The organism is Actinomadura kijaniata NBRC 14229 (assembly GCF_001552175.1).
Taxonomy (GTDB): domain Bacteria; phylum Actinomycetota; class Actinomycetes; order Streptosporangiales; family Streptosporangiaceae; genus Spirillospora; species Spirillospora kijaniata.
The window spans coordinates 36,565-55,253 of the sequence record NZ_BCQR01000017.1; the positions used below are offsets into that span (position 1 = coordinate 36,565).

Annotated in this window: 14 protein-coding genes; 7 read left to right on the forward strand and 7 right to left on the reverse strand. The window is 73.8% G+C overall.

Features of this window, described 5'->3' with window-relative positions:
- Positions 1-134 precede the first annotated feature (134 nt).
- Complete coding sequence (locus AKI01S_RS07215) at positions 135-1,622, forward strand: phospholipid carrier-dependent glycosyltransferase (protein ID WP_067813133.1); 1,488 nt, start codon at positions 135-137, stop codon at positions 1,620-1,622.
- Here AKI01S_RS07215 and AKI01S_RS07220 read toward each other — a convergent pair.
- Positions 1,558-3,060, reverse strand: coding sequence for a CoA-acylating methylmalonate-semialdehyde dehydrogenase (locus tag AKI01S_RS07220; protein WP_067813135.1), 1,503 nt, complete (start codon positions 3,058-3,060; stop codon positions 1,558-1,560). The genes AKI01S_RS07215 and AKI01S_RS07220 overlap by 65 nt on opposite strands.
- Positions 3,057-4,364 carry an aspartate aminotransferase family protein gene (locus tag AKI01S_RS07225; protein WP_067813137.1) on the reverse strand — a complete coding sequence of 436 codons (1,308 nt, stop codon included), beginning with the start codon at positions 4,362-4,364 and terminating at the stop codon, positions 3,057-3,059. Before AKI01S_RS07225 ends, AKI01S_RS07220 begins: the two co-directional genes overlap by 4 nt.
- Positions 4,365-4,582: 218 nt before the next feature.
- Here AKI01S_RS07225 and AKI01S_RS07230 point away from each other — a divergent pair, with 218 nt between their 5' ends.
- The gene (locus AKI01S_RS07230) at positions 4,583-6,199 is read left to right on the forward strand and encodes a PucR family transcriptional regulator (RefSeq protein ID WP_067813139.1); all 1,617 of its coding nucleotides are present in this window, start codon (positions 4,583-4,585) and stop codon (positions 6,197-6,199) included.
- Between the two features lie 9 nt (positions 6,200-6,208).
- On the opposite strand, the gene AKI01S_RS07235 is transcribed toward AKI01S_RS07230, so the two are convergent.
- Positions 6,209-8,137, reverse strand: coding sequence for a flavin monoamine oxidase family protein (locus AKI01S_RS07235; protein WP_067813169.1), 1,929 nt, complete (start codon positions 8,135-8,137; stop codon positions 6,209-6,211).
- 162 nt (positions 8,138-8,299) lie between these two features.
- Here AKI01S_RS07235 and AKI01S_RS07240 point away from each other — a divergent pair, with 162 nt between their 5' ends.
- Entirely contained in the window at positions 8,300-9,214 is a 915-nt protein-coding gene (locus tag AKI01S_RS07240) for an aminoglycoside phosphotransferase family protein (RefSeq protein ID WP_067813173.1), read from the forward strand.
- Positions 9,205-9,990: a GNAT family N-acetyltransferase gene (locus tag AKI01S_RS07245; protein WP_245681510.1), complete on the forward strand. Its 786-nt coding sequence runs from the start codon at positions 9,205-9,207 to the stop codon at positions 9,988-9,990. The genes AKI01S_RS07240 and AKI01S_RS07245 overlap by 10 nt, the downstream gene beginning before the upstream one ends.
- Here the strand turns inward: AKI01S_RS07245 and AKI01S_RS07250 are convergent.
- Positions 9,965-11,059: an NAD(P)H-dependent amine dehydrogenase family protein gene (locus tag AKI01S_RS07250; protein WP_067813141.1), complete on the reverse strand. Its 1,095-nt coding sequence runs from the start codon at positions 11,057-11,059 to the stop codon at positions 9,965-9,967. The two genes, AKI01S_RS07245 and AKI01S_RS07250, sit on opposite strands and share 26 nt — an antisense overlap.
- A gap of 130 nt (positions 11,060-11,189) precedes the next feature.
- Between AKI01S_RS07250 and AKI01S_RS07255 the strand changes: the two genes are divergently transcribed.
- Positions 11,190-12,299 (forward strand): carboxylate-amine ligase, encoded by a 1,110-nt coding sequence (locus AKI01S_RS07255; protein WP_083999082.1) that lies wholly within the window; start codon positions 11,190-11,192, stop codon positions 12,297-12,299.
- A gap of 66 nt (positions 12,300-12,365) precedes the next feature.
- On the opposite strand, the gene AKI01S_RS07260 is transcribed toward AKI01S_RS07255, so the two are convergent.
- The gene (locus AKI01S_RS07260) at positions 12,366-13,643 is read right to left on the reverse strand and encodes an erythromycin esterase family protein (RefSeq protein WP_067813148.1); all 1,278 of its coding nucleotides are present in this window, start codon (positions 13,641-13,643) and stop codon (positions 12,366-12,368) included.
- Positions 13,644-13,756: 113 nt separating this feature from the next.
- On the opposite strand from AKI01S_RS07260, the gene AKI01S_RS07265 reads away from it, so the two are divergent.
- Positions 13,757-14,470 (forward strand): MerR family transcriptional regulator, encoded by a 714-nt coding sequence (locus tag AKI01S_RS07265; RefSeq protein ID WP_218009588.1) that lies wholly within the window; start codon positions 13,757-13,759, stop codon positions 14,468-14,470.
- A gap of 10 nt (positions 14,471-14,480) precedes the next feature.
- Here the strand turns inward: AKI01S_RS07265 and AKI01S_RS07270 are convergent, their stop codons facing one another.
- Positions 14,481-15,287, reverse strand: coding sequence for an SAM-dependent methyltransferase (locus AKI01S_RS07270; RefSeq protein ID WP_067813150.1), 807 nt, complete (start codon positions 15,285-15,287; stop codon positions 14,481-14,483).
- Between the two features lie 306 nt (positions 15,288-15,593).
- Between AKI01S_RS07270 and AKI01S_RS07275 the strand changes: the two genes are divergently transcribed.
- Complete coding sequence (locus AKI01S_RS07275; protein WP_067813152.1) at positions 15,594-17,483, forward strand: CAP domain-containing protein; 1,890 nt, start codon at positions 15,594-15,596, stop codon at positions 17,481-17,483.
- Positions 17,484-17,544: 61 nt separating this feature from the next.
- On the opposite strand, the gene AKI01S_RS07280 is transcribed toward AKI01S_RS07275, so the two are convergent.
- On the reverse strand, positions 17,545-18,689 hold a 1,145-nt coding region (locus tag AKI01S_RS07280; RefSeq protein ID WP_157419709.1), incomplete at its 5' end, for a tetratricopeptide repeat protein.

Sequence of the window (18,689 nt, forward strand, 5' to 3'; positions counted from 1 at the left end):
CCTCCGGGTCATCCGCGAAGGTTAGAGTCGCCTTTCTTGTGAGCCAGGACAGGACGGACCGGCCCGGCATCCCCGGTCGAACATTCATCACTTTTCATGCCTTTTGCACGGTTCGCCGGATCCAGCGGCACGCGGTGTTCGCGGTCGCGCTGGCGGGCGCCGTTCTCGTCCGGTGGACGGCGGTGCGCGGTTATCCCGGGGTGCTGTGGTTCACCGGCGACTCCTACTTCTATCTGGGACGCGCCCTGCGACCGTCGCCCTCCCCCAGCAAGTCGATCGGGTACTCGCTGCTGCTGCGGGTGATGGAGCCGCTGCACGACCTGACCGCCGTCGCGGTCGCGCAGCACCTGATGGGGCTCGCCGTCGCCGTGCTGGGGTACGCGCTGCTGCGGCGGTGCGGCCTCGGGCAGGTCCTGGCGACGGTCGTCGTGCTGCCGGTCCTGTTCGACGCCCGGCAGGTGCAGCTGGAGCACCTGCTGATGTCGGAGGCTCTGTTCACGTTCCTGATCGCCGCCGCGCTGGTGCTGCTGCTCTGGCGGGTGCGCGAGCCCTCGGCCGCCCCCGGCTGGGCCGCGGCGACGGCGGCGGGCCTGCTGCTGGGGTTCGCGGTGCTGGTGCGGTCGGCGGGCGCGCCGCTGGTGCCGCTGGTGCTGGCCGGGCTGCTGCTGTGGCGGGGCGGCTGGCGGGCCGCGACGGCGTTCGGGCTGGCGGCGGCCCTGCCGCTGGCCTCCTACGGGCTCTGGTTCCGCTCGGCCCACGGCGCCTTCGGGCTGACCAGCAGCGACGGGCTGTACCTGTGGGGGCGGACGGCGGTGTTCGCCGACTGCGCGAAGATCCGGCCGCCGTCGCACCAGGAACCGCTGTGCCTGCGGCCGGAGCTGCGGGCGGCCGGTCACCATCCCGGCCATCTGATCTGGCGGAGCGAGGCCCCGCCCCGGGTGCTGTACGAGAACGTCACCTCCCCGTTCGCCAACGCGACCATGCGCGACTTCGCGATCCGGGCGATCCTCGCCCAGCCGGGCGACTACCTGCGCGTGGTCGCCGACGGGATCGGCAAGGCGTTCAGCCCGCACCGGTTCCCGGTGCCGACGGCGGCGACCGAGTCGCTGTACCACTTCCCCGAACGCCCGCAGCCGTTCCCCGGCGGGCGGAGCTGGGGCGCCGACCCGGAACGGCCGTCGACGGCGCTCACCGACGCGATGCGGTACGGGCGGACGTGGCGGCCGAGCCGGGTCGTCGAGCCCCACGCCGGGCGGACGCGCGCCTACGAGCGGGCGGTGACGCTGCCGGGCCCGCTGCTGGGGGTGGTCTTCGCCGCGGGCGGGCTCGGCGTCGCGCTGGGCCGGCGGCGGCGCGCGGTGCTGCTGATGTGGGGCACGGCGGTGACGCTGCTGGTGTTCCCCATCGCCAGCGCCGACTTCGACTACCGGTACGTGGTCCCGGCGACGCCGTTCGCCTGCCTGGCGGTGGGGCTCGCGCTCACGCCCCGCACGGGCGGGGACTCCGGAACCGGCGGGGACTCCGGCCGTGCGGGGCGGTGGACGCGGCCCGGCGGGCTCAGCCGTTGGTGGGGAAGCCCAGGTTCACCCCGCCGTGGCTCGGGTCGAGCCAGCGCGCCGTGACGGCCTTGGTGCGGGTGTAGAAGTGGACGCCCTCCATGCCGTGGGCGTGGCTGTCGCCGAACAGCGACGCCTTCCAGCCGCCGAACGAGTAGTAGGCCATCGGCACCGGGATCGGCACGTTGATGCCGACCATGCCGACCTCGACCTCGTTCTGGAAGCGGCGCGCGGCCCCGCCGTCGTTGGTGAAGATCGCGGTGCCGTTGCCGTAGGGGTTGTCGCCGATCAGCTTCATCGCCTCGTCGTAGGAGGCGACCCGCACCACCGACAGGACGGGACCGAAGATCTCGTCCCGGTAGGCGTCCATCTCGGGCGTGACGTGGTCCAGGACGGTCGGGCCGAGCCAGAACCCGTCCTCGCCGCCGCCGAGGATCTCGGTCTCGCGGCCGTCGATGGCCAGGGTCGCGCCCTGGGCGACGCCGCTGTCGAGGTAGGAGGCGACCTTGTCGCGGTGCTCGCGGGTGACCAGCGGGCCCATCTCGGACTCGGGATCGTCGCCGGGACCGACCTTGAGCCGGGCGACCCGCTCCCTGATCTTCTCCAGCAGCTCGTCGGCGACCGGCTCCACCGCGACCAGCACCGAGATCGCCATGCAGCGCTCGCCGGCCGAGCCGAAGCCCGCCGACACTGCCGCGTCGGCGGCCAGGTCCAGGTCGGCGTCGGGCAGCACGACCATGTGGTTCTTGGCGCCGCCGAGGGCCTGCACGCGCTTGCCGGTGCGGGCGGCGGTCTCGTAGATGTACTGCGCGATCGGGGTGGAGCCGACGAACGACACGGCCTTGACGTCGGGGTGCTCCAGCAGCCCGTCGACGGCGACCTTGTCGCCCTGCAGGACGTTGAACACGCCGTCGGGCAGCCCGGCCTCGGCCCACAGCTCGGCGATCCGCACCGACGCCGACGGGTCCTTCTCCGACGGCTTGAGCACGAACGTGTTGCCGCACGCGATCGCCACCGGGAACATCCACATCGGCACCATGGCCGGGAAGTTGAACGGGGTGATCCCGGCGACCACACCGAGCGGCTGGAGGATCGAGTAGGCGTCCACCTTCGAGGAGACGTTCTCGGAGAAGCCGCCCTTGAGCAGGTGCGGGATGCCGCAGGCGAACTCCACGACCTCCAGGCCGCGCGCGACCTCGCCGAGCGCGTCGGAGACGACCTTGCCGTGCTCGGCCGAGATCAGCTCGGCCAGCTCCAGCTTGTGGGCCTCCAGCAGCTCGCGGAACCGGAACAGGATCTTCACGCGGCGGCTGAGGGGGGTGTCGCGCCAGCCGGGGAAGGCGGCCTTCGCGGCGGCGACGGCGGCGTCCACCTCGGCCGGGGAGGCGAGGTCGACCTTCCCGGCGACGCGGCCGGCCGCGGGGTCGTAGACGTCGCCCTGCCGCTCGGCCGTGCCGGTGTGGGGCTTGCCGCCGATCCAGTGGGTGATGTGCTTGGTGCTCATGCGGTCGCGGCCTCGTTCACGGTCTCAAGGGAGTCGATCAGGATGCCCAGGCCCTCGGCGGCCTCGGCGTCGGACAGGGTCAGCGGCGGGGCCATCCGCACGGTGTTGCCGTACAGGCCGCCCTTGCCGACCAGCAGGCCGCGTTCGCGGGTCGCCTCCATCAGGGCGGCGGCCAGCGCGGTGCTGGGCTCGCCGGTGCCGGGGTCGACCAGCTCGACGGCGAACATCAGGCCCTTGCCGCGGACCTCCCTGACGATCGGCAGCCGGGTCGCGGCGTCGCGCAGCCCGTTGATGATCGTCGCGCCCTGCTTGGCGGCGTTGGCCTGCAGGTCGTGGTCCAGGACGTAGTCGAGGGTGGCGTTGGCGGCGGCGGTGGAGATCGGGTTGCCGCCGAAGGTGGCCAGGCCGACCGCGTGCAGCGAGTCCATCAGGTCGCCGCGCGCCACGACGCCGCCGATGGCGAAGCCGTTGCCGAGGCCCTTGGCGAACGTCATCGCGTCCGGGGTGATCCCGTGCGCCTGGATGCCGAAGAACGTCTCGCCGGTGCGGCCCCAGCCGGTCTGCACCTCGTCGGAGATGAACAGGATGCCCTGCTCGTCCAGGACCTCCTTGTAGGCCGCGAACAGCCCGTCGGGGGCGGCGGTGAAGCCGCCGACGCCCTGGATCGGCTCGGCGATCAGCGCGGCGACGTCGCCGCCGGTCGCGGTCGCCAGCACGTGCCGCAGGTCCGCCACGCACACGTCGACGTACTCGGCGTCGGTCAGGTTGCGGAACTGCGGCAGGTGCCGGTCCGCGCCGTGCAGGAAGTGCACGTTCAGCGGCGAGTAGGAGTTGTTCTTCCAGGCGCGGTTGGAGGTGACGCCGATCGCGCCGAACGAGCGGCCGTGGTAGCTCTGCCGCATCGCCAGGACCTGGTCGGTCCTGCGCGCGTAGGTCGCCAGCAGCAGCGCGGTCTCGTTGGCCTCGGTGCCGGAGTTGGTGAAGAAGACCTTGGCGTCGGGGATGCCGGACAGCCGGGCGATCTTCTCGGCCAGCTCGACCTGGCCGCGCAGCAGGTACGCGGTGGAGGTGTGCACGACACCGGTCGCGAGCTGGCGTTCGACGGCCTCGCGCACCTCGGGCACGTCGTACCCGATCATGTTGGTGAGGATGCCAACGAAGAAGTCGAGGTAGGTGTTGCCCTCGGCGTCGGTCACGCGGCTTCCCTTGCCGGCGACGAGCTCGATGGGGTTGCTGTAGTTGAGAGCCAGCCAGTCGGGCATGACCGCCCGGTGGCGCTGGAGAAGGGTCGCGTGTTCCGCCATGGGCCCAGTCTCGCGGTCCGCCGCGCGGCCTGCCAGCGGCAGAGTGTCAGCACCGGGGCGGAACGATTGACGCTCTGACAGGGTGTGGCGCTACGGTATCCGTGCTGGTACCCGGCCGTCGCCACCGAATTCGCACTGGTCACACCGCCCCCAGGGTTTTCAAAATGTAACATTTCCCGGGTCCGGACTTGACACAGTGTCGGGTTACGATCGGCGCGATGCTTCCCACCGTCGCCGACGTCCTCCAGCTCGACGCCGTCCGCCGCGGCCAGCCGCGCGTGGTGGCCGGCGGGGACCGGCTGTCCAACCGCGTGCGCTGGGTCCACGTCGCCGAGGTCACCGACATCGCCCACCTGCTGCACGGCGGCGAGCTGGTGCTGACCACCGGGATCGCGCTGCCCGACGAGCCCGCGCGGCTGCGCGTCTACATCGGCGAGCTGGCCGAGGTCGGGGTGAGCGGGCTGATGGTGGAGCTCGGGCGGCGGTACTCCAGCGCGCTGCCGCCCGCGCTGGTCGCCGCCGCCGAGGACCACGGGCTGCCGGTGGTGGTGCTGGCGCACGAACCGGCGTTCGTCGACATCACCGAGGCCGTGCACGCCCGGATCGTGCAGGACCAGTTCGCCGAGCTGCGGGCCTCGGAGCAGCTGCACGAGATCTTCACCCGGCTGTCGGTCGAGGGTGCCTCCACCGACGAGGTGGTCCGCCAGGTCGCGTCCCTCGGCGGCCACCCGGTCGTGCTGGAGAACCTGGCGCACCAGGTGCTGGCCGCCGACGCCGACGGCGGCGACCCGGCCGAGCTGCTGTCGGCGTGGGAGACCCGCTCCCGCGCCGTGCGGCCCGACCAGCGCACCGCCTACGACGAGGCGTCGGGATGGCTGGTCACCACGGTCGGGGCGCGCGGCGAGGACTGGGGCCGCCTGATCCTGGTGCTGGGCGCGCCGCCGTCGCCCCGCGAGACGGTGCTGGTGGAACGCGCCGCCACCACGCTGGCCCTGGGGCGGCTGCTGGACCGGCACGCCGAGAGCGTCGAGCGCCAGGCCCACGGCACGATCATCGCCCGCATCCTGGAGCACTCCTACTCCGACCCGCAGGAGGCCGCCGCCCGCGCCCGCGCGCTCGGCGTCCCGCTGTCGGGCCGCCGCCTGCTGGGCGTCGTGCTGCGCCCCCGCACCGCGACGGCGGCGGGCTCGGCCGCCGAGCTGGCGGAGCTGGCCGAGGTCGCCGCGACGGCCTGCAAGGACGCCCGGCTGGCCGCGCTGGTCGGCGTGCTGGACGAGGGCAGCCCGAACGCCCGGGTCGGCGTGCTGGCGTCGCTGCCCGCCCGCACCGACGTGGAGACCGCGCTGAACGAGGTCGCCACGCGGGTCCGCAAGCAGTCGGGCGGCGAGGTGGTGATGGCGACCGGCTCGGTGGTGGAGTCGATCCGGGACGTGCGGCGGTCGTTCCAGGAGGCCGAGCAGGTCGCGGACGTGGCGTGCCGCAGCTCCGGCGGGCGCCTGTTCTACCGGCTGCCGGACCTGCGGCTGCGCGGTCTGCTGCACCTGCTGCGCGACGACGCCCGGCTCCAGACGTTCGTGGAACGCGAGCTGGGCCCGCTGCTGGAGTACGACGCCCAGCGCGGCAGCGACCTGACCCGCATCCTGGAGCTGTACCTGGAGGCGGGCCGCAACAAGGCCGTCGCCGCCCAGCAGGCGCACCTGTCGCGCCCGGCGTTCTACGAGAGGCTGCGCCGCATCGAACGCGTCCTGAACGCCGACCTCGACGACGTGGAGTCGTGCGTCTCCCTCCACGTCGCCCTGCTGGCCCTCAGCTCGGTCCGCTGGGAACGCCCCTAGCCGGGCCCCTCACCCCAGCTCCTCGACGGCGCGCCAGGCCGCGTCGATGGCGGCGTCGGCGTAGGCGCGGTTCTGGGAGTCGGAGTTGGCGATGGTGACCCGGCCGAACGGGCGGCGCCCCCGCACCGACGGCAGCGGGCCGTCGGGCCAGAAGTCGGCCCACGGGCGGCCGTACTCCAGCGCGTAGCCGTGGCCCCAGCGGTTGACGGTGATGCCGAGGATGTCGCGGGCCGGATCGAAGCCGCCGTCCTTGAGCAGCCGGGTGAGCTGGTCGCGGAGGCTGCGCTCGTACCGCTCGTAGGGCCGGGCGAACAGCTCGCGGCGGCCGGGGCCGATGCCGCCGCGCGGGTTGCGGTAGCCCGGCGCCGTCGCCATCCGGATCATGTGGACCAGCACCGGCTGACCGGGGTCGTGGGAGAAGCGGTAGCCGCCCATGCTGACCGGGTAGTCCAGCTCGGCCACCACCCAGTCGCCGCTGGTGAAGCGCGTGTGGTAGATCCCGAGCCGGCGCCACGCCTCCCAGTTGCGCAGCAGGACCATGGCGTACACGATCGGCAGCTTGGTGCCGTAGAACAGGGCCTCCTGGGGGGTGGGCAGGTCCTGCATCAGGTACGGGATCATGGTGTTGTAGCAGGCCATGACCACGCCGCCCGCCGTGCAGCGGTGGACCTTCCCGTCCCGGTGGAAGTCCACCTCGACGGTCTTGGCACCGGGGTTACCTCCGGTGTGGTGGACGCGCACGCACGGGGCGTCGAGGCGCAGCCGGACGGCGTTGCCCGCCACGTCCAGCCGGGAGTAGTCGATGCGGGCGGAGGTCTCCTCGCCCATGGCGCGGGGCGCGCCGGTGCCCGGGATCAGCCTGCCGACCAGCAGGCGGCAGACGCCGTTGTTGCCGTCGGGGAAGTGGTCGATGTACGGGTCGTCGGCGTTCCACTGGAGCTGGATGGTGGGGCCGCAGTACCGGTACGGCCGGGAACGATCCAGCTTCAGTCCCCCGAACCCCGGGTACTCCATCGCCCACGCGTCGATCGCCCCGAACGCGTCGCTGCCGAACCCCCACTCGTCGCTGGTGTAGGTCTGGAGGTAGTCCAGGACCTCCGCGGGCATCTTCGCGACGTCCCGCAGGTACTCGCGGTAGGTCAGCCCGACCAGCCTCTGCTTCTTCTGCTCCTCGGTGAGGCCCGGCAGGTAGTCCCCGGGCCTGTCCTGGAGTTCCAGGAACGCCCGGCGCGCCCGCTCCGACAGCGGCGCGTTCCGCAGCGTCCCGGCGGTCTGGGTGTCGCCCTTCATGACCGCCAGGTGGTCGCGGCCGAACAGGTCGGAGGTGAAGAACTCCGAGTCGTTGAGCTTCCAGCGCGTGTTGAAGTCCTGGTCGTAGTACTTCCTGAACGCCTCCAGGTCGATGCCCAGCTCGTCCAGCAGCCCCCGGGCCTCCTTGCTCCACACCGACGGGGCCTCGATGGACTGCGAACCGCCGTAGCCGACGATGAGCCTGCCGTTCGCGGTGAACTCGTTGCGCCGCGCGTGGCCGCCGAAGTCGTCGTGGTTGTCCAGGATGAGGACCGTGGCGTTGGGGTGCCTCCTCCGGTAGAAGTAGGCCGCGCTGAGACCGCTGATGCCCGCGCCGACCACGACCAGGTCGTAGTGCTCGCCGGTGCGGTGGACGGGTTTCTCGCCCGCCCAGAAGATGCCGTCGCGTAGTTCGTGCGGGATGCGCATCGCCGGGTTGGTCGAGCCGCGCAGCCCGGTCATCGCGGGCGGGTAGCCGGGGCTGCCCCGGCCCGCCTGGTTCCAGCCGTCGGGCGGGTTCACGACCTTGTCGTGGACGCCGCCCCACTCCCCGGCGGCGCACCCCGAGAGCAGCCCGCCGGTGGCCGCGGCCCCCACGGCCACGGCCATGCCGTCCAGGAAGTCCCGACGGCTGATCTTCCGGTCCATCCCGAGCTCCCGGTCGGAATGGACGGGCTGGTACGAGTTGTCCCCCGACATCGATCCCCCGATCGCACGCCCTCAAAAAGATCTTCCACCCGGGGCCGCGCCGGAAACGGCCGCCGGAAAAGGGGAGGTCCCCGCGGGCGCGGGTCGCCTATCGTGCTGATCATGCGGATCGAGGTGCCGGAGAGGCTGGCGGAGGTCCAGGCGGAGACCAACGGGGACGCCGGCCGGCGGTGGGTCGCCGGGCTGCCGGGGCTCGCGGCCGACCTGCTGGAACGCTGGGAGCTGCGCCCCGACGGGGAGCCCCGGCACGGCTGGGCCTCGCTAGTGGTTCCCGTGCGGCGGGCCGACGGCGGCGCGGCGGTGCTGAAGCTCCAGCTCGTGGACGAGGAGAACGCGGGCGAGGCCGCGGCGCTGCGGGCCTGGGACGGCCGGGGCGCGGTCCGGCTGCTGGCGGAGGACGCCGGGCGGGGCGCGCTGCTGCTGGAGCGCCTGGACGCCGCGCGTTCGCTGGCGGACCTGCCCGACGACCGGGAGGCGCTGACGGTCCTGACCGGACTGCTGGCGCGGCTGGTGGCGGCGCCCGCGCCGCCGGGGATGCGGACGCTGGCCGACGTCGCCCGCGAGATGCTGGCGGACGCGCCCGAGCTGCTGCCGGCGCTGCGCGGCGCGGACCGGCGGCTGGCCGACGTCTGCGTGGGCGCGGTCCGGGAGCTGGCGGACGAGGCCGGGGACCGGCTGCTGCACTGGGACCTGCACTACGAGAACGTGCTGTCGGCCGACCGGGAGCCGTGGCTGGCGATCGACCCCAAGCCGCTGGCCGGTGACCCGGGGTTCGACCTGCTGCCCGCGCTCCGCAACCGCTGGGACGACCTGGTCGCCGCCGGGGACGTGACGCGGGCGCTGCGGTGGCGGTTCGACCACATGACCGAGGTGCTGGGGCTGGACCGGCGGCGCGCGGCGGGGTGGACGCTGGGGCGCGTGCTCCAGAACGTCCTGTGGGACCTGGAGGACGATGAGGAGCACGTGGACGACGTGCAGCGCGCCGTCGCCGAGTGCCTGGAGCCACTGTGGACCTGACCGACCGGATGGACCGCAACCTCGCCGAGCACGCCTGCCACCTGCACCGGGGGACACCGGGCATGACGGTGGCCGAACCGGGGGACGTGCTGGTCGCCGACAGCGGGCTGGACGACGACACCTTCAACATCGTGGCCGCCGCGCGGTTCGCGCCCGCGACGGCCACGGCGCGGATCGCCGAGACGGTCGCGGCGGTCCGCGCGACCGGGCGGCCCTTCTCCTGGTGGGTCGGGCCGGAGGCCGGGGACCTGGGCGAACGCCTGGCCGGCGCGGGCCTGGAGCCGTCCGAGCGCGAGGCCGCCATGTGGGCCGAGCTGGACGACCCGCCCGAAGTCCCGCGGCCGGACGGGCTGGAGATCCGGCGGGCCACCACCGAGCCGGAGCTCGCCGACTACGCCGTGACGCTGGCCGCGCTGTGGGAGCCGCCGTCGGTGACCGTTCCGCGGTTCTACCGGCTGACGACCGGGCCGGCGCTGCGGAGCGCGGCCCGCTACCTGGTCGGGTACGTCGGGGGCGAGCCGGTGTGCACGGGCGAGGTGTTCCTCCACGGCGGGGTCGCCGGGATCTACAACATCGCCACGCTGGCCGCGCACCGCCGCCGGGGCTACGGGGGCGCGATGACGCTGGCCACCCTGCGCACGGCCCTGGCGGAGGGGCACCGGACCGCGGTGCTCCAGGCATCGGCCGAGGGCGAGCCGGTGTACCGGCGGCTGGGTTTCCGGGCGGCGGGAACGTTCACCGAGTTCGCCATCACCGCAGCAGGCGGCGGCCGGTGATCATTGGGAGGGTGAACGGCGTGTGCAGGCCGGGTGGGGCCGCCGCGACGGCGGGGACGGCGTTGACCAGGCGCAGCGCGGTCGCCAGGGTGCCGGGCACCGTCGGGTCGGCCGCGCCGGGGTTGGCGATGTCCATCCGCCACGGCGGCTCGCCGTCGATCTCGACGCGGTAGCCGCCCGCCTGCCCGAACGGCGGCGCGGGCCAGTGCGGGGCCAGGTCCTCGCGCAGCCGGGTGACGTGCTCGACCACGATCGCGGGACGGCCGCCCGCGATCCCCGCCACCCGGAACCGCAGGCCCGCCGAGGTCCCCTCGGCGATCGTCCCGGCGGGGATCGCGAACGTCTCGGGCGCGGGGCACAGCTCGTACTCCTCGGTGACGTCGTCCAGCGCCACGTCCAGCTGCTCGGCGACCAGGTGGACGACCGGGCCCCACATGAGGGTCAGCACGCCCGGCCGCAGGATCGGCGGGACGTGGTCCAGGGGCGCGCCGAAGCCGAACTTCCCGACGATCGCCTCCGGCTTGTCCCACCGCCCGTAGCACATGACCTCGCTGACCCGGACGGTCCGCACCGACAGGCACAGGCCGGTGAGCAGGACGGGCAGGACGTCGTTCATGAAGCCGGGGTCCAGGCCGGTGGTGAGCATCGACGACCGTCCCGCCGCGCACGCCGCCCGCAGCCGCCGCACGGTGCCGGGGTCGGCCGAACCGGGGTGGACCAGGGGGATCAGGGCGGAGGACACCACGTCGATCCCGGCCTCCAGCACCCGGCACAGGTCGTCCACGGCGTCGGTGGGCCGGGCCCCGGTGGCGACCTCGCGGCGGCCCGCCGTCCCGACGGCGCAGTAGCTGATCACGTCGGGGCGGGCGGCGATCAGCGCGGCGGGGTCGGCGGTGGCGCGGACGCCGGTGCGGCGGCCGACTCCGGACAGCTCACCGGCGTCCCGGCCGACCTTGGCGGGGTCGGAGACCACCAGCCCGGCCAGTTCCAGGTCGGGGTGTTCGATGATCGCGCGCAGCGCCTGCCTGCCGACATTGCCGGTGGCCCACTGCCCGACCCGGTACGCCATCGCGTCCCCTCCTTTGACCAAGCGCTAGCTCAGTTCAGCGCATTGTAGGCATGATCGGGTCCGGGTGACGAGAAGTACATCCGACGTACGGGGGCAGGTACGGAGTGTGAAACCTTACGAGACCAACCAAGTGCGGACTTTCGGGGTGGAAGAGGAGCTGCTGCTCGTCGATCCCGAGACGGGTGTGCCCCAGGCCGTCTCCGGCGCGGTGATCCGGTATGCCCGTGAGCACGGTGAGCAGGTTCCCGTGCCCAACGGTAAGGACACGTTCGAGACCGAGATGCAGCGCGAGCAGCTGGAGACCGGTACCCGCCCCTGTACCTCCCTGGACGAACTGGCCGAACAGATCCGCGCGGGCCGCGCCGCCGCCGCACAGGCCGCCGCCGGGGTGGACGCGGCGGTCGTGGCGCTGGCCACCTCGCCGGTCGAGGTGCGGCCGTCGTTGACCCCCAAACGCCGCTACCGGATGATGGCCGACGCCTACGGCGTGACCGCCGACGAGCAGCTCACCTGCGGCTGCCACGTCCATGTGAACATCTCCTCCCCCGAGGAGGGCGTGGGCGTGCTGGACCGGATCCGGCCGTGGCTGCCGCCGCTGCTGGCGCTCAGCGCCAACTCCCCGTTCTGGCAGGGCCGCGACACCGGTTACGACTCCTGGCGGCAGCGGGTGTGGGACCGCTGGCCGTCCAGCGGGCCGACCGAGCCGTTCGAGGACGCCAAGACCTACCGCGCCACCGTGGACGCGCTGCTGGAGACCGGCGTGCTGCTGGACGAGGGCATGATCTACTTCGACGCGCGGCTGTCGCGGCACTATCCGACGGTGGAGATCCGGGTCGCCGACGTGTGCCTGGACGCCGACGACACGGCGCTGATGGCGGCGCTGGTCCGGGCGCTGGTCGACACGGCGGCCGACGAGTGGCGGGCGGGGCTGCCGCCCGACCCGGTGCGCACGGAGCTGCTGCGGCTGGCGATGTGGCGGGCCAGCCGGTCGGGGATGCGCGAGGAGCTGGTCCACCCGGTGACCAGGCACGCCGCGCCCGCCCGGGCGGTGGTCGAGGCGCTGCTGGAGCACGTGCGCCCCGCGCTGGAGCGCAGCGGCGACCTCGACACGGTGCTCCGCCTGCTGGACGCGCTGTGGGAGCGCGGCAACGGGGCCACCCGCCAGCGCGCCTCCTACGAACGCGCCGAGAACGTCCACGACGTGGTCACCGACGCCATCCGCGCCTCCGCCCCCCGTTAGGCCTTCCGTCCAGGGCGGTTCCGGCCGGCGCGAACGCCGATCGGAACCGCCCTGGGCGATGCGGGACTATCCCGGCACGTTCGCGAAGATGGCGCCCTCCCAGCCGGGCACCGACCTGATGAACGCGACGGCGTCGGCCGCGTCGAGCCGGCCCGGGTCGAAGGGGACGTACCGGGGGTCGTCGGTGACGCGCTCGCGCAGGCCCGGGTGCGTTTCGAGCGCGGCGGCCAGCTCCTTGCCGGGGAACAGCGCGCGGTCGGCGGTGGCCTCCGACAGCACCGCATGGAGGGTGTCCTCCTGCGGGGGCGGCCCGCCTCCCTCCAGGTCGCCGAAGTCCGCGGCGATGAAGGCGTACCGGTCCCGGACGGCGGACGCGACGATGGCCCCCGCGCTCCACCAGCGCGCGTCGATCTCCCCGAACCGCAGCCGGGCCGAGCACCGTTGCAGGTGGGCGTTGTGGGCGAAGACCAGGCAGGGGCCCCGGTCGGCCTCGGCGCGGGCGACGGCCAGCAGGTTGTCGGCCATCATCGCGTCGCGTAGCTGCCCCAGGACCGCGACGCGGTCGGGCGCGGCGGAGGCCATCGCCGCGTGGTAGCGCAGCAGCCCCCGGGCGGTCCGGGCCGACGTGTACGCGCGCTCGAACCCGGCGTCGGAGTCGGCGTGCCGCAGTCCCGGGGCCTGCGCCTCGAACAGCGCGACCAGGTCGTCGGCGGCCAGGCGCAGTTCGCGGGCGCGGGGCGTGTTCCCCACGGACCGGGCGGGGTTCATGATCGCCTCGGGTTCGCTCCAGTCCGCGTCGTCGCCGAGCAGCCCGGCCAGCGTCCCGGCGTCGTGGGGGACGCGGTCCTCGCCCAGGTGGGCGGCCAGGTACGACCGCGCGGCCAGCAGGGAGGCGCGCGGGCTCTGCGCGGCGACCATCTCCATCGGGGCGTCGAACCCGTAGAACCGCACCCGCTCGCCGGGGTCGCGGCCCGCGTTGTGCTCGCGCAGCCAGACGACGAGCTCGCGGTTGGCGGGCGAGGCCCCGAAGTTGTGGCTGAAACCGGTGGCGAGGACCTCGTCGAGGTCCCCCGCCCCGGTCGTGACGTGGTCGTTCACGACGGCCCCCGCCAGGCAGTCGCTCTCGATGGCGAGGGACCGGAACCCGTGGCGCTCCACCAGGTGGGCCAGCAGCTCGTTGCGCAGCCGCGGGAAGGCCTCGACGCCGTGGGTCGGCTCGCCGAGGCCCAGCAGGACGGGCCGCCGGTCGAGCGCCGCGAGGAACCGGTCCGCGGCCGCGCCGAGCCGCGCGGGGTCGTCGCCGAAGGGCAGGGCGACATTGTGGACCGACAGTCGAAGGGACATGGCACACCTCTCCCGAAATCGGATCGTCCCTTCGACCGTATCCTTGGATAATCTGTTGAGACTTGGACGCGAAATCATCGGGTTTTCGTCGCGGAAACCCTCAAAGAGGAGTCATGGCACCACGAGCGCTGCGGCCGGTCGACCTCGCCCGCGAGCACGGCCTGTCCACCCAGGCGGTCCGCAACTACGAGGACGACGGCATCCTCCCCGCCGCCGAGCGCGGCGCCACCGGGTACCGCCGCTACTCGGCCGTCCACGCGCAGGCGCTGCGCGCGTTCCTCGCCCTGCGCCCCGGCTACGGGCACCAGACGGCCGCGGCGATGATGCGGGCCGCCCACCGGCGCGACGAGGAGACGGTGTTCCGCCTCCTCGACCGGGCGCACGCCGACCTGCTGCGCGAGCGCGACACCCTCGACGAGGTCGCCGCCGCGCTCGGCGCCCTGGCCACCGCGCCCGCCCCGGAGCGGGACCGGGCCGGGACGCTGACCATCGGGGCCCTGGCCCACCAGCTCGGGATGCATCCGGCGTCGCTGCGCAAGTGGGAGGAGGCCGGGATCGTCCGCCCCGAACGCGACCGGGCCACCGGCCACCGCCTCTATCCCCCCGACGCGGTGCGCGACGCGCGGGCGGCGCGCCACCTGCGACGCGGCGGATACCCGCTCGCCCAGATCAGGGTGTTCGTCGAGCAGCTGCGCGCCGCGGGCGACACCCCGGCCCTGGAGGACGTGCTCCAGGGGTGGCGGGCCCGGCTGCGGCGGCAGAGCAGGGCGATGCTCGAAGGCGGGCACCAGCTCGACGTCTACCTCGCGATGCTCGACCCCGCCTAGCGCGGCGGGGTCAGGGCTTGCGGGCCAGCGCCGCCGCGCCGAGCCGCCCGATGGTGCCGAGCGGGAGGCCCACCGGCCCGTCCGGCCGCCACTCGGGGATGTGCACCAGGCCCGGTTCCAGGATCTCCAGCCCCTCCAGCCAGGTGAGGGTCTCCTCGAACGAGCGGAACCGCCCGGTGCCGAGCATGCCGAGGAACGCCTTCTCCAGCTCCTCGCTGGCCGGGTCCACGTCCACGAAGGTCGTCATGAACAGCAGGCTGCCGGACGGCACCGCGTCCATGTACGCCCGGACGATGCCGCGCGGGTCCTCCTGGTCGTGCAGGTGGTTCAGCACGCCGACCAGCATGACGCCGACCGGCCGGGGGAGGTCCAGGTGCCGGTTCACCTCGGGGTGGGCCAGCACGGCGGCGGGCTCGCGCAGGTCGGCCGTCACCACCGTGGTCCGCTCGTTCTCGGCCAGCAGCGCCCGGCCGTGGGCCAGCACGATGGGGTCGTTGTCGACGTAGACGACGGCGCTCTCGGGCGCGACGGCCTGCGCGACCTGGTGGGTGTTCTCCACGGTCGGCAGCCCCGACCCCAGGTCGAGGAACTGCCGGATCCCCATCTCGGCCATGTGCCGCACGCCGCGCCGCAGCGCCGCGCGGTTGTCGCGGGCGAGCCGGGTCACCTCGGGCAGCACCTGGTTGAGCTGGTCGATGAAGCCGCGGTCGGGCGCGTAGTTGTCCTTGCCGCCGAGCGCGTAGTCGTAGGCGCGGGCGATGCTCGGCCTGGTGACGTCGATCCCGAGCGCGGCCCAGTCGTGTTCCCGCTCCGTCATGTCACCCTCCGTCGCACCCCGAACGGCCGTGCGCCCCGAACGGCCGGGGCGCCGTGGTCCTGGCGATGATCGTAGACGCCGCGGGGCGCGTTCGCTCCGATCACCCTGAAGCCAGGATGAGCCCCTCCTTAAGCCGACCTTAAGACGGCCCCTTTTGCCGAGTTTCGCGGCGATACGCCCTTATGGTCCTTCGCGGCGCCGGGTGGATCTTCCGTTCGCGGACGGTCCCCGGCGCGTCCGCGCGGCCCCGCTCCCGACCCGGAGGGCCGCGCGGACCCGACGTTCCTGACCCCCGCAGGAGAGACCTTGCGCAAGGACACCAGCGCGGACGGCCCCGACCGGCCGTCCGCGTCCCGCCGCCGGCGCGGCGTGATCGTCGCCGCGTCCACCGGCGCCCTGTTCCTCACCTCCCTCGGCGCCGTCGGGCTGATGGCGAACGACCCCGACCCCGGACGGCAGGCGCTGTCGAGCGCGGCGGCGCCCGACCCGGTCCCGGCGGATCCGGGCGCCGACCAGGAGCGCGCCGCCGACCCGCGGCAGCAGCGCCTGCTGAACGAGCAGGTCGGCCGGACCCTGGTCCGGCAGCGCGCCCGCGCCGCCGGGAAGGACCGGGGCGCCCCGGTCGTCGAGGCCCGCCGCTCCGACCGGCGGCACCGGTGGGTCTTCGGCTCCTCGGCGCTCCCGCCCACCGGCCGGGCCGACCACGCCAAGCCGGTGACCTCCCTGTTCCTGGCCCGCCGGACCGGACGCGGCTGGGACGTGGCGCTGGAGGGGACCGCGAAGTTCACCCGGCACCTGCGCCAGGTGCCCGCCTCGGTGGTCCCGCCCGCCGAGAAGCGCACGCTGACCCGTTACAACTCGGCCAGGGGCGCCGGGGACACGGGGCTGCGGCTGCCCTGGAAGGTCGGCGACTCCTGGGTGATGGGCGGCGGCCCGCACGGTAACAGCGGCGGCAGCCGCCCGTTCAACTCCCTGGACTTCAACGGCGGCGACGGCCGGGTCCTGGCCGCGGCGGCCGGGCGCGTCTACCGGTTCTGCAGCACCGACCGGAGCCGGGGACTCATCCGGGTCGTGCACGACAACGGCTACGCGACCGAGTACTACCACATGCGCGACACCGTCCAGGCGGCCGACGGCGCGCGGGTCGGCCAGGGCGAGTACCTCGGGCTCATCGGCACCGACCTGCCCTGCGGCGGGAGCGCGACCGGCCCGCACGTGCACTTCGCGCTGCGGCAGGGCGGGCAGCCCGTCGCCGTCGACGGCAGGACCATCGGGGGCTGGACGTTCCGCGAGGGGAGCGCGGCCTACGGCGGCTACGCCGAGCGCGCCGGCCAGCGCGTGCAGCCCGGCCGGGGCCGGATCCGCCACGAGCCGACGGCCGGCACGCCGGGGACCACCCCGCCCAGCCCGACCGGCTCGCCCAGCCCGACCGCCACGCCGCCCACGGGCCGGCCTCCGGCCGGGTCCGCGACCGGGGTCGTGAACTCCGGCTGGTACCGGGCCGTCAACCTGCGCGGCGGCCCCGGCCTGACCTACCGGATCCTCGGCCACGCCCGGACCGGCGACAAGGTCCAGATCATGTGCTCGGCGCGCGGCGACCAGGTGCGCGCCCCCGGGGCGAGCTCGAACGTGTGGTTCCGGCTCCCGCGCGACCGGTGGGTGAGCGCGGCCTACGTCTACCTGGACACCTCCGCCGCGGTCCCGTCCTGCACGACCGCGCCCAAGCCGACCCCGACCCCGACCACCAGCCCCCGGCCGTCCTCGCCCGCTCCCCCCAAGCCGACGGCGTCCACGCCCCCGGCGGGCGGCTCCAGGCAGACCACCGCCGAGGACGAGGTGGTGCGGCTGACCAACGCCGAGCGCGCTAAGGCCGGATGCTCCCCCCTGCGGATCGACGAGCGTCTGCGCAAGGCCGCCCGCGGCCACGCGGAGGACATGCGCGACCGCGGCTACTTCAGCCACAACTCCCCTGACGGCAGGACGCCGTGGGACCGCATCAAGGCGGCCGGGTACCCGGCGGGCGCGGCCGAGAACATCGCCAAGGGCTACCCCGGGCCCGCCGAGGTGGTGAAGGGCTGGATGAACAGCTCCGGCCACCGGGCCAACATCCTCAACTGCGGCCTCAAGGCCATCGGCGCCGGAGCGGCCTACGGCTCCGGCGGCCCGTGGTGGGTCCAGAACTTCGGCCGGGAGTGATCCCCCGCTGACCTGAGGAGATCCCGCCTGGGGGCCCGTTCCGCGGAACGGGCCCCCGCTGCTAGGAGGCGCTGTCCCTCAGCAGGGCCTGGAGGTTGTCCATGGCGCGGGGGTTCCCCGCCTCGGCGGCGCGCCGGTACCACCGTTCAGCCTGCGCGGGGTCGCTGTTCTTCAGCAGCAGGCCGAGGTTGTTCATGGCGCGGTGGTTCCCGGCGTCGGCGGCCTGGCGGTACCACCGCTCCGCCTCCACGGGATCGCGCTTCTCCAGCAGCAGACCGAGGTTGTTCATCGCACCGGAGTTCCCGGCCTCGGCGGCGCGCCGGTACCACCGCTCGGCCTCTCCGGGATCCCGGCTCTCCAGCAGGAGCGCCAGGTTGAACATGGCGGAGTGGTTTCCGGCGTCGGCCGCGCGCCGGTACCAGTACTCGGCCTGCTGGGGATCGCTCGGCTTGAGCAGCAGGCCGAGGTTGTTCATGGCGCGGTGGTTCCCGGTCTCGGCGGCGCGCCGGTACCACTGCTCGGCCTGCCCGGGGTCGCGCTTTTCCAGCAGCAGGCCGAGGTTGTTCATCGCGCGGTGGTTCCCGGCGTCGGCGGCGCGCCGGTACCATCGCTCCGCCTCCACGGGATCGCGCTTCTCCAGCAGCCGCCCGAGATTGTTCATCGCACCGGAATTTCCGGCCTCGGCGGCACGCCGGTACCACCGCTCAGCCTCCGCGGGGTCATGTTCCTTCACCAGGAGTGCCAGGTTGAACATGGCCCGGGAGTTCCCGGCCTCGGCGGCCTGCCGGTACCACCGCTCGGCCTCCGTGGGATCGCGCTTCTCCAGCAGCCGACCGAGGTTGTTCATCGCACCGGAATTTCCGGCCTCGGCGGCGCGCCGGTACCACCGGTCGGCCTCTGCGGGGTCGCGGCTCTTCAGCAGGAGCGCCAGGTTGAACATGGCGTGGTGGTTTCCGGCCTCGGCGGCCTGGCGGTACCACCGCTCCGCCTCCACGGGATCGCTGTCCTCCAGCACCCGCCCGAGGTTGTTCATCGCACCGGTGTTCCCGGCCTCGGCGGCGCGCCGATACCACTGGCCGGCCTCCGCAGGCTCGCGGCTCTCCAGCAACAGGCCGAAGTTGAACATGGCGCGGTGGTTCCCGGCCTCGGCGGCCTGGCGGTACCACCGCTCCGCCTCCACGGGATCGCGCTTTTCCAGCAGGAGAC